The sequence below is a fragment of the Halobacillus seohaensis genome, from assembly GCF_042663045.1.
Classification (GTDB): domain Bacteria; phylum Bacillota; class Bacilli; order Bacillales; family Halobacillaceae; genus Halobacillus_A; species Halobacillus_A seohaensis.
Genome location: NZ_JBHSZV010000051.1, coordinates 1 through 15,895, shown reverse-complemented (window position 1 = coordinate 15,895; position 15,895 = coordinate 1). Strand labels below are relative to the sequence as shown.

Below are 15,895 nucleotides of genomic sequence, written 5' to 3'. Positions count from 1 at the left end.
AGATAAGTGGGCTTTAGCGGATAAAATAAGCAATGTAGCTTCATAAAGAAATCAATACATTTTATAACAGTAACCAACAACAAAATTTAACACAGCCAAATAAAAAAAGGAAGGCAAGTGACTGATCGAAGTCATTGTCTTCCCTTTTTCTTATAAAACCTACATTAAGAATTTGCCTGTAAATCTGAATCTTTGATCCATCCACGTGCACTTAGTGCTTTGACAATATGATTAATACCCACCATGTACGCAGCTTGTCTCATTCGACAGTCTTTCTCATTTCTCATATTAATTACACTTTTAAAGCCAAACTTCATATGTTCTTCTAACTTTTGATTAATTTCTTTTTCATCCCAATAATAATTCATTGAGTTTTGCACCCACTCAAAATAAGAGACAGTTACACCACCCGCATTACAAAGAATGTCTGGTATCACGAAGATACCCTTTTTCTCTAGAATTTGATCACCCTCGGGCGTTGTTGGACCATTTGCCGCTTCTGCGATAATTTTAGCTTGGATATGCGGCGCCGTTTCTTTTGTTATTTGATTTTCAATTGCTGCCGGAATCAAAATATCTACAGGAAGACCAAACATATCTTCATTGGTGATGGAATCTGCCTTCGTATATTCAGATACATAATTCCCTTTTTTCACAAATTCTAATAGCTCTGGTATGTTAAGCCCTTCTTCATTGTAAATCCCGCCGTGTGCATCGGTTATAGCTAAAATTTTAACACCTAATTCATCTAAAAACTTAGCTGTCATCGAACCCACATTTCCAAAACCTTGTAGAACAGCGGTCGATTTACTAAGATCCATTTCTAATACTTTGGCTGCTTCACGAATGGTCAAAACAACTCCGCGTCCGGTTGCTTCTAAACGTCCAAGCGATCCACCAATTATTACAGGCTTTCCTGTTAGCATACCCGGAATATTATATCCCCTCAGTTGATCAAATTCATCAATCATCCATCCCATCATTTCAGGGGTAGTGTTAACATCCGGGGCAGGAATGTCCTTTTCCGGTCCAATAATCGGCGTAATTTTTCTAATATACGTGCGACTTAGCACCTCAAGTTCACGTTCAGATAAATTAATTGGATCAACGATCACTCCCCCTTTCCCTCCACCTAAAGGAAGGTCAAGAATCGCTGACTTTAGCGACATCCATATAGAAAGAGCTTTTACCTCGTCAATATTCACTTTAGGATGAAAGCGAATCCCTCCTTTTGTAGGTCCCAATATGTCAATGTGTTGACAGCGATAACCAGTGAAATTTTCTATGTGTCCATTGTCCATTCGTACCGGAATAGATACCTCAAAAACTCTCATTGGTTTTTTAAGAATTTGATAAATGTTGTCATTTAAACCTAACTTAGTTACAGATTCCCTAAGTAACCCTTTCACTATGTCGTAAGGGTTATGATCTTGTGTTGTTATGTCTGACTCTGCCTTATCTCGATTGCTTCCCATGCTCTAGCCTCCTACTATTAATCACTCTTTATAAAGTTCCAAGAAAGCAGGCTTTTTATACAGAACATGTTGGAAAGGATGAGAACAATGATTATTTTTTTAATTATTAAGCACAATAATAAACAACGCAAAGTATAAGTGAGGGTGAAATGAATGTCTTATTGGAAATTGCTGAAAAAAGGAAACAAATCATCTGGGATTGCGGCGGTTGGAAACGCATTATTGGCAGTTATTAAGGGTATTGCTGCTGCGGTGAGTGGAAGTGGAGCGATGTTTGCTACAGCAATTCACTCCGTTGCTGACGCTACAAACCAAGGATTTGTTTTCTTCGGAAGTGCACTAGCGGAGAAAGAACCGACAGAACGATTCCCTTCTGGATTTGGGCGAGTAGTAAATCTTTTTGTTCTGATAGCAGTTATTATTGTTACCATTATGTCTTATGAAACCATTTTAAAAGGATGGGGACTGATTCAAGACCCCAAATCCTCTTCGAACATTTGGCTTAATGTTATAATTTTAATTGTATCAATCATTGTTGACGGATATATCTTGATTAAAGTTATGAAAGAAATCAATGAGGAGAGCCGAGCGGGTTCTAAAGGCTTTAATATTTTTAAAGATTCATTCAAAAATGCCAAACTTTCCTCACCGCCGACACGACTAGTTTTTTATGAAGACCTTGTCGCAACGTCTGGTGCAATGATTGCCCTCATCTTTGTAGTCCTATCTTACTTCACGGGACTATATTTTCTTGACGGACTAGGCACACTTATTATTGGAATATTATTAATTGGAATCGCCATTAAAATTGGATATGAAAACACGATTGGTTTAATTGGCGTGGCTGCCCCTAAAATTATTGAAGAACGAGTAGCTGAAGTGATATTAGGTGATCAGAATGTCGTTGATATTAAAAAACTCCGTATCCTCCAAGAGGGAAGAGAGTATCATGTTGAAAGTTATATCGAGCTGATTAAGGGGCTCTCTCTTGCAGAGGCAGACGATATTAAATATAAAGTTCGCGATAAGGTCTTAGAAGATTCTAGTATCTCGGATGTCATCTTAGGTATTGTAGAAAGCGATGAAGAAAAAAACTGGTCGATGGATCAATACGATGATAAAGAGCAACGTTAGAAGGTCCGGGGCACCTCACCCTCCTTCACTTGAATTATCATACAAAATCGTAACCCAACTAACATAATGACAATAGCTATTGTCAACGTGCTAACTACTACGTAAATTGGTAGTTATCTATATATTTTTTAACATAAATCCCCACATTCCTTTTGGTTTACCAAAATCAACATTACAAATTGCACCATAATTAGCATAGTATTTAGCACGTTGACTGATTGTGGACGATTACAATTAAACTAACGAGACCGTATTGTTGAAGACTTGAATTCGAGGTGTTTGTGTGAATGTAGGGGCTGCGGGAAACGGCTCGCTTTCCATGGGGCGGGCGCTGAGCCTCCTCGGACTTCGTCCTGTGGGGTCGGGTCTCAGCTGTCCCGCACATCCCATAGGAGTCTCCCCGTTTCCTAGCCACCCACTCCCATCTATGAATAGCCTACAATTTGAAGAACCCATTACTGAGGTTTCCGTCTGCCTCACAATGGCAAGGAGGGCCGGAAAATTGCGAGACTCCACTTTTAAAAGCGGAGGCGCCTTGGTCAGCGGCATATGGACTGGACTGAGCTGTCGGAGATAAAGGAAACACGAAGAACATCGTGATTCGATGTTGACTTATCGTACCGAAGCGAGGGAAGTCTCACTAGCCGCTAGGTGCTGGAGCTGGATAACGCCCGATAGGATTGATGAACTAGATGTAGCCTTCGTCCTTATAAGGCGTAAGAGCTGGGATGAACATGATCGGTGGGATCCCGCAGGGCGATAGCCCGAGGAAGGCTCAACACATGCCCACGGAAAGCGAGTGATTTCCCGGACCTCCAAACGCTTTCAACCATAACGGAAACAACATCTCTCGAAGCTGAGTCTTCAAGTAAAAGATGCTTTAGTTGAAGAAGAAAATATAAAGAAAAACGCTTAGATATTAAAATGTCCAAGCGTTTTTGTGTGTTATTTGCACTGTTATTTATGGTGCTAAACATAGTGTATTTAGTATGTTATTCCAACAGTTATTTTAGATTTTCTCCACGGTATCGGAACTACTTAGTTTGCAAGGAACATCATGGTTTGGTATTAATTACTTTTGATATGATTCGCTTTTCTATGGAACCTATATCTCCTGATTTATTTCCTTCACTCTTTTTCAAATATAAATACCCACATAAATGTAAGAGACTGTTGTAATTCTTTCGCAAAACCAGCCGCGTCCTGTTCTTCAACCCCACGTTTATATACACCGTGCCCATCTATATGCTTCCAACCAGTTTCAATCGCCATTTGTTCCAGCTCCCAAGGCATCATCGTATTACAAATCACTTTGTCCCCATACACTCGGCGGTAGCTATTTTTCCGAGGCATCGCTGTAGGTCCTAAGATTCCGATACACAGCCTCCCCCCTGGATTTAGCACACGTTTCATTTCTTCTAATCCTTGATAAGGTACTTCCACCCACTCTAAACAGTTGATAGCCATAATCGAATCAAAACTTTCCTTTTCAAATGGGAGGTTCACTAGATCACCTTGTGTGAATTGGAGGTTTTCATTTTCTACCCTTGATTTCGCCCGTTGAATCATATCTACTGAAATATCAAGGCCTGTAACACGATAACCTTCTTTTTCTAATTTAAACGATCCATATCCATCTCCACAGCCAAGATCCGCAATGTGTCCCCCTTCCTTTACATATTTTTTTAAAAAGGGGATAATTGTTTTTCGACTCCCCTCGTCCCACATGGTCTGACTATTGGTATTCCAGAATTCAGCTCGTCCATCCCATTGCTTTTCTGCTTCCTTATGCCATTCAAATGTCATCTTGAACCCTCCTCTTACTCCTTCATTAATCACAAATTAACACGAGTATTCCGAAAAATTTATTACACATCTCTAATTTTCTTTAAGACTGCAAAGTTCTCCACTTTATTATACCAGTTCATTAAAAATAGTTGCACATCATAACAATCTCAGTTATGCTTAAAACACAATATAAGCTAAAATTTTAAAGTGAAAATACCATATATAGTATCCGCGAACAGAAGATGCCATAGGCTTAATAGGGAATCTGGTGTAAAACCAGAACTGCCCCCGCAACTGTAAACACTCGCGAAACGGAAGAACCACTGTGCAAAAATCACGGGAAGGACCGGAGTAGAATTGGGTGTGAGTCAGGAGACCTGTCTTTGTTCGCAGAAGTTTCAACTTCTTCGGGGTTTGAGAAGATGAAGCGATGAAATGAAAGGGGTTCTTTAATAGCCTCTTTCATTTCATCGTTTCACCCGCTCATCAACTCTGAGCGGGTTTTTTTATGGAATTTTTATTAAAATACTTAATAGAGGAGTGAACGTATGGATTCCGTTATGACATCCTATTGGAAAGAATGGTTAGAGGGACAAGCAGAACTCTTTCCATCCCTTCAAATGGAGCGCATGGTAACAAAGGCTAAGAGCGTCCAAGGAGATAAAAATGAACAAGCTAGGGCTTTAATTCTTGAATGCTTAGCTGAGATTAGTGAAACAACACCAAATTGGACCTATCTTGCCAGTCGTATACATTTACAGCAAATGTATGAAAAATCAACAGTTAATCGTGGGAGTTCACAAGCATACCAAGAGTTTCACCAATTAGTTAAAATATTAGTAGAAGAGGATATTTATAATCCAGATATACTTAACCAGTACTCAAAAGCAGAAATGGATGAGCTTGAAAAAGCAATTGTTCCTGATCGAGACGATTTATTCACCTATATTGGTATTAAAACATTAGGGGACCGTTATTTAGCCCGTTCTAAGTCTGGCCTAGTCTACGAGCTCCCGCAAGAACGATTTATGATTATCGCTATGACATTGATGGCCCATGAAGATTCCGTTCGTCGTTTAGAATTTGTTAAAGAGGCCTACTGGGCTTTAAGTCATCTATATATGACGGTGGCTACACCAACCTTAGCCAATGCCGGGAAGCGTTATGGTCAATTAAGCTCGTGTTTTATTGATACTATTGATGATAGTTTACAGTCGATTTATGATAGCAACACGGATATCGCCAACTTAAGTAAGCACGGCGGCGGAATCGGCGTTTACTTAGGGAAAATCCGTAGCAGAGGCAGCGACATTCGCGGATTTAAGGGTGTCTCTTCAGGTGTTCTACCTTGGATGAAGCAAATTAATAATACCGCGGTAAGTGTTGACCAATTAGGACAAAGACAAGGTGCAGTAGCTGTCTACTTAGACATTTGGCACAAAGATATCTTCCCTTTTCTCGATAGCCGCTTAAATAACGGAGATGAGCGCCAGCGTACACATGACTTATTTACAGGAGTATCAATCCCGGACTTATTTATGGAAGCTGTTGAGAAAAGAGAAGATTGGTACTTATTCGATCCCCACGAAGTTCGTAAAGTCATGGGCTTCTCGCTAGAGGATTTTTATGATGAAACACGAGGCAACGGTTCATTCCGAGAACACTATCAGGCTTGCGTTGAGAGTAACCAGTTATCGAAAGAAAAAGTTCCGGCAATCGAAATCATGAAACGAATTATGGTTGGACAACTCGAAACAGGTACGCCCTACATGTTCTATCGAGATGAAGTAAACCGCATGAATCCTAACAGTCACAAAGGATTGATTTATTGCAGTAACCTTTGTACAGAAATTACACAAAATCAAAGCCCTACGGTGCAAGACCAGCAACATATTGAAGACGGAAAAATTATTACTGTCAAGACTCCTGGTGATTTCGTAGTCTGTAACTTATCAAGTATTAACTTAGGACGAGCTGTTCCTCAAGGTGTACTATCAAGATTAATCCCTATTCAAGTTCGTATGCTAGATAACGTCATCGATCAAAATACCATCCCCGTGTTACAGGCACAGCTCACTAATCAGTCTTATCGCGGAATTGGTTTAGGTACGTTTGGCTGGGCACACCTATTAGCCCAAAATAAAATAGTTTGGGAATCCGATGAGGCTGTGGACTATGCAGACAAAGTTTATGAAGAAATATCTTATTATACGATTTCTGCAAGCAATCAGTTAGCTAAGGAAAAAGGAAGTTACCCGTTATTCGAAGGATCTGACTGGGATACGGGGGAATTTTTTGTTAAACGGACGTTTGATCAAGGCGGATCCTTTGACTGGAACGAATTAAAACATGACGTACATTCAAATGGTATGAGGAACGGCTATCTTATGGCCGTAGCACCCAATTCCAGCACCTCTCTAATTGCTGGAAGTACGGCAAGTATCGATCCCATTTTTAAAAAATTCTACTCTGAGGAAAAAAAAGATTTCAAAATTCCTGTCACAGCTCCTGACTTGACACCAGAAACATATTGGTACTATAAATCTGCATATGACATTGATCAGCACTCTAGTATTAAACAAAATGCCGTTCGTCAAAAATATATAGACCAGTCGATTTCTTTTAATCTTTACGTGAAGAATTCTATCAAAGCAAAAGAGCTGCTTGCCTTACACATTGACGCCTGGAAGTCAGGACTGAAAACTACCTACTATACACGTTCCACTTCCAGCCAAGGAGACTTTGAAGAATGTGAAAGCTGCTCATCTTAAGGAGGTGGACAAGATGGATAAAACTATACAGCAACGGAAACTCGTCGACTATCATGCCCCCAATGCCTCAACAGGCATGGTCAATGGCCGCAGCTCAAACGTATTAAATTGGGATGACACCCGTTATTCATGGGCCTATCCTATGTATAAAACAATGCTAGCTAATTTTTGGATTCCAAGTGAAATTAATATGAGCAACGATTTAAAACAATGGCCGGAGCTATCGGAACAAGAGCAAGCTTCTTTTAAAAAGATAATTGGATTGCTCGCCTTTCTAGATTCTATTCAAACCGATTACTCTAGTAAAATCGCTGACTATATAACTGATTCTAGTGTCTCTGCTTTAATGCAAGTGCTCGCTTTTCAGGAAGTCGTACACAATCAGTCATATTCGTATGTCTTATCTACACTAGTGGATCAAAGCGAACAAGAGCGCATTTTCGAATACTGGAAACATGATGAAATTTTAATTGAACGCAATCAATTCATTACCAATGGTTATGAAGATTTCGCCGAACAACCAAATGTTGAAACCTTTTTGAAGTCAGTCGTTTATGATGTTGTATTAGAAGGCTTATTTTTCTACGCAGGATTTGCCTTCTTCTACAACTTAGCGCGAAATCAAAAAATGGTATCAACAAGTACAATGATTAATTACATTAATCGCGACGAACAAATTCATGTGAACTTGTTTGCACACATCTTTAAAGAGACTTTAAATGAGAATCCTGGACTTGACCGTGATTGGTATGAAAATTTCGTAACGGAAACCTTTAAAGAAGCCGTTGAGCTTGAAATTAAGTGGGCTCATCACATTATTGGCAATGAGTTCCCAGGCATTGCCATAAACGATTTAGAAGATTACATTCGTTTTATTGCTAATAAGCGTTGCAAGTTAATGGGAGTCGATAAACCTTATCCTGAATATCAGGAAAACCCATTGAAATGGATCCGCGCTTATCAGGAAGTGGATGAAGGAAAATCGGACTTCTTTGAACAAAAATCAAGGCAGTATACTAAGGTTTCTGAAGATAATGGATTCGACGATTTGTAAAACCCTATAATGCTCCCTTTACACAGGTCATTTTTTTAAAATGACCTGTGTTTTTTTATTTGTGTCAACTTTTCTTACATTATTAAAATTTATCTATTGATTTTTCTGAATATTTGTTTTATAGTAGGACTTAACATAACTTATTGTGTTAAGAAAACTAACACGAAATTCAAAGGAGGAAATTATCCATGAAAAAAGTGGAGGCAATAATACGCCCCGAAGCTTTTCAAACGTTACGGGAAAATCTTGACGTTATGGGTGTCAAGGGATTAACCGTTTCTGAAGTCGCAGGGTGTGGTCAGCAAAAAGGACAAGAGGGTATCTTCCGAGGTAACCGTTACGAAGTGAAACTTTACCCGAAAGTGAAAGTTGAAATGGTTATTGAAGACTCTGAAGTACAAGAAATCGTTGAAACCATTACAAACACTTGTGCTACAGATGAAGTTGGAGATGGGAAGATCTTCGTATCTTCGATTGATGAAGTTTATCGAATTCGCACAGGTGAAAGCGGAAAAGCCGCACTAATATAATACTATTTGGAAGGATGGAAAATATAATGAAAAAAATACTCCCGTTATTATTGTTAGCTTCTCTTAGTTTTCCAGTTGTAGCAAGTGCTGCGGCACCTACTCCTGCATCAGTTCTAGAATCCGTTGATTTAATTTGGGTTATGGTCGCAACCTTCCTAGTGTTTTTCATGCACGCAGGATTCGCAATGGTAGAGGCCGGGTTCACCCGCTCGAAAAACGCTTTGAATATCTTAATGAAAAACTTTATGACGATGTCCATTGCTTCTATTCTATACTTCATCGTTGGATATGGATTCATGTTTGGTTCCTCAGGTGGTGGTTTTATAGGATTAGATGGTTTTCTATTAAGCGGTCATGAAGATCAAATTGGTTTCTTTGTCTTCCAAGCCGTATTCGCAGCCACATGTGCGACAATTATCTCAGGTGCAGTAGCTGAAAGAATCAAGTTCAGTTCATACTTATTGCTAACAATTGCAATGACTGCTTTTATTTATCCCGTTGTAGGACACTGGGTGTGGGGCGGTGGATGGTTGTCACAGATTGGATTTATTGACTTTGCCGGATCTACCGTAGTTCACTTAACAGGTGCTATTGGAGCCATTGTAGCTGTCATGTTCCTTGGACCACGTTTAGGAAAATACAGTGGTGGTAAAGTAAATGTTATTCAAGGCCATAACATTCCTATTGGTGCTTTAGGGGTATTCATCCTTTGGTTTGGTTGGTTTGGCTTTAACGGTGGTAGTACACTAGCTGCTGATACTTCACTTATCCCTACCGTTATCATGACAACATTGTTATCTGCTTCTGCCGGGGTTATTGGTTCGGGTTTTTATTCCTACATGAAATATAAGCGCATTGATGCATCACTAACTTTAAACGGTGCTTTAGCTGGTCTTGTAGGTATTACTGCAGGAACCGGAGACCTTTCAGCCATTGGAGCAATCATTACTGGTCTAATCGCAGGTGTTATTCTTGTAGAGGGTGTTCAACTTCTTGACCGTAAGCTTCACATTGATGATCCAGTAGGTGCTATTGCTGTTCACGGAATTTGCGGTGTTTGGGGTACACTAGCTGTAGGACTTTTCGCAGTAGACGGCGGTCTATTTTATGGCGGCGGCATTGCTCAACTAGGTATTCAAGCCGTTGGGGTACTTGCAGTTATTGCTTGGACAATGGGTACTACAGCTATTGTGATATTCGTTCTAAAATCTGCATTTGGTATCCGTGTATCTCGCGAAGAAGAAATCTCTGGTTTAGACTTTGCTGAACATGGTTCTAGCGCTTATGAGTCTTCTAAGAGTATCTTTAACGAGAACCCTAACCCTACTGTCGATAAAGACTTTGGTGTTGGATTATTGTCCAGACTTGACAGCTTGGACAGAAAAGATAAGAAAAGCAAAGAACGTACAGCTCAATAGTTAATAGTTAACAAACCACCTAAGGACAACATGTCCTTAGGTGGTTTTATTTTCTCTTAGCCATGTTAAACGTTTTGATCATTATTCTCTTAAATTATCAGTTTTTCAGTGGCATCTGTTATGGATTTACTCCCCCCCACCCCATCCCCTCTCTCTTTATTAACGGAACCATTCTTTTTTAGCAACTCTTTAATCAACAATACTGCTCGAATAGAAAACAATCACATCTAACAATAAGTAGTTCCGTTTCGGTGGAGAACTCACGAAATAGCATACGAATTAGCAGACCAAATTGTATATAATTGGCCTCTTATTTTTGCTGATAATTCAAATGTTACGGATAATAACACTTGAATTAATTATCATACAAAATTAATGACAATAGCTGGTGTCAACGTGCTAATTACTATGTTAATTGGTATGCTATTTGCGATTTTGATTTTTATATCTGGGGGATGGGAAACCTCGAGACTCCTGCGGGAAAGGATAGAATGGCCAGACCCCACAGAGCTTTAGGAGGCCACTGAAAAACTGATAGTATAAGAGAATAAAAACAAAATCAATCAATATATAGAAGGAAAAGTCAATGATATCACCGATATTGTACTTTTCTTTGTAGAGGCTTTTTCAGTGGCCTGCAAAGCTCGAGAAGACTCGACGTCTGTCAGCGGAAAGCGAGTCTTTCCCATCCCCCCATTCTCCGATAAAAGTAACGGAACCGCCATTCTTATATTGAATAGTGGGGCTTTAAGCGATATGGAAGAAAGCATTCTCCAGCACAATTCTCACTCATAAGGAGTGCTTTTCACTTAAGCCCCACATCTGATGCTTCCGTTCTCCTCACGAAAACAAGAAGGTCCGGGAAATTGCGAGACTCCTGTGGGATGAACATGATCGGTGAGATCCCGCAAGGCGTAGCCTGAGGAAGCTCACCACATGCCCACGGAAAGCGAGTGATTTCCCGGACCTTCACACGCCATCCTTTGTAACGGAAACCACCGGAATGTCTTGAAGTTAATTTTCCACAATCTGGAGCTTAGTTTAACAAGAAAATATAAAAAAAGAACGCTTGGGCATTAAAAATCCAAACGTTTTTGTTTGTACTGTTATTTTATGGTGCTAAACATAGTATGTTTTAGTACGTTAATTCACCTGTTACTTTAGACTTTCTTCACAGTATCGGAACTACTTAATCTAACAAGCAACCTAATTATTTTATGATTCAATTTTCACATCTATTAATTTCAAGAGTAGATCTTGTGTTATGCTAGACACATTAAACACGGTGAATAGTTTCTATTTAACTAAAACCTCATAGAGGGGAGTGTCGTCTATTTAATGAGGTGGGACAAATTGATAGGAAAAGAGCGCACTGAAGAAACTGCTGATAAAACCAGAAATAAAAGTTCATTAGAAAACAAAATGGAAGAATGGATTCACCTGTATAGTCATGACTTGAAATGGATTGCCTATTCTTATGTAAAAGACCACGCTCTTGCTGAAGACATTATTCAAGAAACCTTCATTAAAGCTTATCAAAAATACCGAACCTTTAAACAACAGTCTAGTGAAAAAACATGGCTCTACAAAATTACAATTAATTTATGTAAGGACCATCTCAAAAGCTCATACTTTCGTCGAGTGATAAGAAAAGGGGCTGAAGTGTTTCAACACATCCCATCTAAAAATAGCACACCAGAACAGCACACTATTAATAAAAGTGAGAACGAAGAGTTACTAGAACATGTATTACAGCTTGAGGATAAATATAGAGAAGTGATTATTCTGTTTTACTTTGAATATTTCGAACTGAAAGATATGGCTCAATTGTTAAATGTGAGTCCAAACACTGTCAAAACTAGATTGCGTCGGGCACGCCAGCTATTACAGGAACAGTTAGCCTCAGAAGGGAGCTCCTACATATGAACGAACTTATGGATCGTCGTTTGAAAAAGATGAATCATAATGTCAAATACCAAAAAGTTCCTATGGATGAACAAGAAGTAAATAAATTAGTAAATAAATTAACAAAACAGACAAGCAAACCAACGAAAAATTGGGCTAGAGCAGCTTTACCTGTACCCGCAGTAGCTGTCCTCGCCTTCGTTTTCTTCCAACTTAACTACCAACCTCCTTACTCTTCTGCAAATGATATATCTTTATTATCCCAACGATCAATAAACACTGAAATGAAATCTCAACAGTTCATTGAAAATGAAGAGGCTCAAGATTCAATAGAGCATGCAAGCGAACAAGGAGAAAGGGAAAGTTCGACTATCGTTCGCCACACTTATATTATTCATAATGACAACATGTTCGTCCAAACAGGAAAACGTGTAGAAAAATCAGATCTTAAGGAATCTTTAGGGAGCGTAAAACCTGAAAATCCACTTGACCAACAGCGCGTAAACTCCGTCAACTCTGAAGAAAGAATATACAGCATTCAGGGTGTAGATGAGCAAAGGCTTGTCGCTATTAAGAGTAGACGAAGTACAGGTATCGGTTCAAGTTCCATTAGTCAACAAGGTTACTTTATTTTCGAAAGAGAAGATTCCCTTCCTATAGCTCAATGAACAAGATTCAGACCCGCATCTCCCCCAGGATGAACGGGTCTTATTAACGCTTTAGCTTCACGTGGTGGTCATGCTTTATCTATCAGTAGTTCAGCAGAATATAAAAATGCAGGCCATTCTTAAACTACCAATATTTCAGTAATTTTGTAACCTTTCCCTAGAATACGCTCTAAAGCTACGCTGACAAGAGTAATGTGTTCTATTTAGTAATCTAAAATTGTAGTGCTAAAATTTCTTTTTGATTCGGTTTTCGATTAGCTTTCCTTCGACCACCTGAACCCATTTTTATTAAATGTTCTGGTAATTCCACGTTTCGCACCCCTTTTTAATAAACCAAACTCGAATAGGTGAAACGCTTCACTCACCTCATTTGAAACACAAAATAAGTGGTTACAAAATAACCTAAGATAATTAGAACAGAAGGGATAGCATAACTCCATGACGGCCGTTCCCTCTTCCGTGTGATGTTAAAGATAATAAGTAAAATGAATACAATGGAAACACTTCCAATAATTAAATTAGAAGGACTTGATTTCCCAAACAAGCCTCCTCGCAAATAAATAAAATCTGTAATAGCTAATACCATTATATTAAAAGCATTACTCCCTAATAAGGAACTAATCCCTAAATTGAACCTTCTTAATTTCAAAGCAGTCCCTACGCTAACCGCATCTGGTAATGAGGTGCTAATAGCCACAAGAAAAGCACCAACAAAAGATGCACCCAAACCTGTAATGGTTGCAATCCTTTCAGCAGTAATAGTTAAAACACTCCCAATAATCATAATGCCAAAAGCAGATAAAATAAAATAGGTCATTACTTGTTGATAGGAATAATCTTTATACCTTTTATTTTCCCGTTTAATTTTTCTTCCTTTATACTCTGTACGATCGTTAATCCATTTGGACCCAATAACGTACAACAGCACAATCACTATTGTAGAATAACTAATATGAAAAATATGAGTAGGAAAAGTAAAGGTTAATCCAAAAAGAACGATAAGCGTTAGAAGAATTACTAACCATCCATAAAGCTTACTTTCTATTGAAGCATACGTCATAATTTGATAACGACGATATACTAAATCAAAAATTGCTAACCCCATTATGTTAAATAAATTACTGCCGATTAAATTGCCAACAGCCAAGTCTGGTGCATCAATGGCTACTGCTGTAACGCTTGATGTTAATTCGGGCAGGGAGATTGCAATCCCAATGATCACTCCCATAAAAGACGAGGAAGCTTTGGTTTTCTCCTTTACAGCATCGCCGAACATTGTTAATCGTGATGCTACAAAAAAAGTTGAGACAGCCGCTACTATAAATAATACAAAAACGATTACGTCACTCATATCATATGCCCCTCAAATCCTTACCGCTTATGCATACCGTCCGTTCCCTCATTCTATGATTTCAAAACTAGCAGATAATACAAGCTGACCTTATAGCGACCCATCTAAGATGGAACCACCCAAACAGAATAAATTTAGTAAAGTTTCACCATTTGAATCACCTTACTATAATGGCAATTAGCACATTAAATAACTTGTCAAGATTCCACTGGCTACGTATGATAAATACTATAGGTCCCAACCATTCGATAAATATGTACATTTTAGTGAACCATTAAACACATGAACTAGTTAGAGAATCTGCCAGACTTTTACTAACACCCTATTCATTTTAGACGATTATTTTATTCATAAAACTCCGCTGGAAAGAAGGAATTTTTGCCAATGGAAACAATTTACTGGATTTTCATTATAAGCGTCGTTATAGCTACCTTCTTTATCATCTTTAAAAAGCTAACAAAATCGAGTTACTTTATCATCATTACAATCGGCGTTTTATATGCCGTTATATTAATTGCATCCTTTATAATTCCATAATAAAAGACAGAGAGAACTCTGCCTTTTATTTTTGGTTCTCTGTCAAATGTGGTGGTGTATTTTCCATTCCACAACTCTTTTAAAGGCTCTTTTGTATAAAAGTAGATTATGCATAGGCCGCCTAGAAAAAACGGCTGTGGGGTCTTCGAATCGCTCGCTTTTCAGCCAGGAGTCTTGCAAATTTCTGCTTCGTGATCTATCCCAAATTCATTTAAACTAGAGCCTTACTAACCTCTTGTCGCCACAATATTTCTCTTTTAATCGTTTACACTTTCAATATATCTGCTATTGAACAGGAATATAAATGACTGCAAAATCTCCTGCTTCCAACGTTTACATGTCTTAACCTTTTTGTGAAATGCTTCAATAGTAGAAACTTTCATTGCTAATAAACATTTTGATTCATTGATATGACTGAGGGCACCACCACATTTAGTATAGAGCCTTATTTTTTTGATTGATTTTGCTGTTGGCGCTGTTTATTGACGGCTTCTCGAATATGATAAAGCTCTGCGTACATAGCTGCCGCAAATACTGTAAGAATACTAAGAAACATAGAAAGCACAAAAACAGAACCGTCCAGTTCAAAACCTAAAACAGCACTAAATCCTACAACTGCCCCTATTGTCACTCCAATCCCTAAGAATATTAATATTTTTTGTAAAGTTACTGAATAAAACATCCAAATCACCTCTCTGCAAATTGCATCTATTAAAGGTATACCCAATTCCAAGGGTGAGCACACATAAACACTTACTTCGACTTTAAAACTTATTAAGTTGTTAGGGGCATTTGTAAGCGTGTTATATTGTGTTATGAGCGAAACGATGGATGCGAGTAAACCTTGTGTGACCGTCATTTAAAATGAAACAGTTTCTGCTAAAAACTGACACACTTTACTCGAAATTATCATCCCATTTTATAGTGAATTGCATTCTCTAATAACAAAACATCTGTTAATCATTGTCCTGATTCATACGGTGAAGGTGAATAACAAAGAAGCAAAACATACATTTTAATGAATAAAATAATGTATGTTTTCGTTCTTCTTAGATATTAGAGTTATTGAACTAACGCCCCAGTTTGTTTCATAACAAGAGATCCGTTTGCCGTATGGAGTTTGGGAGGGCAGGGAAAACAGATCGCTTTCCGCGGGCAGACGCCGAGTCTCCTCGAGCTTCGCTCTGCGGGGTCTCGTCTAGTCGGTAGTGTCAAGAAGTCTGTGTAAATCAAGGAAGGTTCTCCTATGTTAAACATTAAGTTT

General features: G+C 38.6%; 12 protein-coding genes and 1 riboswitch. Of the genes, 8 read left to right on the top strand and 4 right to left on the bottom strand.

Going from position 1 to position 15,895, the window contains the following annotated elements:
* Positions 1 to 164: 164 nt before the first annotated feature.
* Entirely contained in the window at positions 165 to 1,475 is a 1,311-nt protein-coding gene (locus ACFQIC_RS17700; protein WP_204711878.1) for a Glu/Leu/Phe/Val family dehydrogenase, read from the bottom strand.
* Between the two features lie 153 nt (positions 1,476 to 1,628).
* Here ACFQIC_RS17700 and ACFQIC_RS17695 point away from each other — a divergent pair, with 153 nt between their 5' ends.
* Positions 1,629 to 2,609, top strand: coding sequence for a cation diffusion facilitator family transporter (locus ACFQIC_RS17695; protein WP_204711876.1), 981 nt, complete (start codon positions 1,629 to 1,631; stop codon positions 2,607 to 2,609).
* A gap of 1,128 nt (positions 2,610 to 3,737) precedes the next feature.
* Here ACFQIC_RS17695 and ACFQIC_RS17690 read toward each other — a convergent pair.
* Positions 3,738 to 4,415: a class I SAM-dependent methyltransferase gene (locus tag ACFQIC_RS17690; RefSeq protein WP_204711874.1), complete on the bottom strand. Its 678-nt coding sequence runs from the start codon at positions 4,413 to 4,415 to the stop codon at positions 3,738 to 3,740.
* Positions 4,416 to 4,619: 204 nt separating this feature from the next.
* A riboswitch (cobalamin riboswitch) is annotated at positions 4,620 to 4,796 on the top strand.
* A 149-nt stretch (positions 4,797 to 4,945) separates the two neighbouring features.
* On the opposite strand from ACFQIC_RS17690, the gene ACFQIC_RS17685 reads away from it, so the two are divergent.
* The 6 genes from ACFQIC_RS17685 (at position 4,946) to ACFQIC_RS17660 (ending at position 12,743) form a co-directional block, all read left to right on the top strand.
* Entirely contained in the window at positions 4,946 to 7,168 is a 2,223-nt protein-coding gene (locus ACFQIC_RS17685) for a ribonucleoside-diphosphate reductase subunit alpha (RefSeq protein ID WP_204711872.1), read from the top strand.
* Between the two features lie 13 nt (positions 7,169 to 7,181).
* Positions 7,182 to 8,222: a ribonucleotide-diphosphate reductase subunit beta gene (locus ACFQIC_RS17680; protein ID WP_204711870.1), complete on the top strand. Its 1,041-nt coding sequence runs from the start codon at positions 7,182 to 7,184 to the stop codon at positions 8,220 to 8,222.
* 188 nt (positions 8,223 to 8,410) lie between these two features.
* On the top strand, positions 8,411 to 8,752 hold the full coding sequence (locus ACFQIC_RS17675; protein ID WP_204711868.1) for a P-II family nitrogen regulator: 342 nt from the start codon (positions 8,411 to 8,413) through the stop codon (positions 8,750 to 8,752).
* A gap of 26 nt (positions 8,753 to 8,778) precedes the next feature.
* The gene (locus ACFQIC_RS17670; RefSeq protein ID WP_204711866.1) at positions 8,779 to 10,170 is read left to right on the top strand and encodes an ammonium transporter; all 1,392 of its coding nucleotides are present in this window, start codon (positions 8,779 to 8,781) and stop codon (positions 10,168 to 10,170) included.
* A 1,338-nt stretch (positions 10,171 to 11,508) separates the two neighbouring features.
* A complete protein-coding gene (locus tag ACFQIC_RS17665) occupies positions 11,509 to 12,096 on the top strand; it encodes a sigma-70 family RNA polymerase sigma factor (protein ID WP_204711864.1) in 588 nt (195 codons plus the stop codon).
* On the top strand, positions 12,093 to 12,743 hold the full coding sequence (locus ACFQIC_RS17660; RefSeq protein ID WP_204711862.1) for a hypothetical protein: 651 nt from the start codon (positions 12,093 to 12,095) through the stop codon (positions 12,741 to 12,743). The genes ACFQIC_RS17665 and ACFQIC_RS17660 overlap by 4 nt, the downstream gene beginning before the upstream one ends.
* Before the next feature lie 361 nt (positions 12,744 to 13,104).
* Here ACFQIC_RS17660 and ACFQIC_RS17655 read toward each other — a convergent pair whose 3' ends face one another.
* Positions 13,105 to 14,094: a sodium:calcium antiporter gene (locus ACFQIC_RS17655; RefSeq protein ID WP_204711860.1), complete on the bottom strand. Its 990-nt coding sequence runs from the start codon at positions 14,092 to 14,094 to the stop codon at positions 13,105 to 13,107.
* Between the two features lie 384 nt (positions 14,095 to 14,478).
* On the opposite strand from ACFQIC_RS17655, the gene ACFQIC_RS17650 reads away from it, so the two are divergent.
* Entirely contained in the window at positions 14,479 to 14,631 is a 153-nt protein-coding gene (locus ACFQIC_RS17650) for a hypothetical protein (protein ID WP_204711858.1), read from the top strand.
* A 445-nt stretch (positions 14,632 to 15,076) separates the two neighbouring features.
* On the opposite strand, the gene ACFQIC_RS17645 is transcribed toward ACFQIC_RS17650, so the two are convergent.
* Positions 15,077 to 15,313 (bottom strand): hypothetical protein, encoded by a 237-nt coding sequence (locus ACFQIC_RS17645; protein ID WP_204711856.1) that lies wholly within the window; start codon positions 15,311 to 15,313, stop codon positions 15,077 to 15,079.
* Positions 15,314 to 15,895 lie beyond the last annotated feature (582 nt).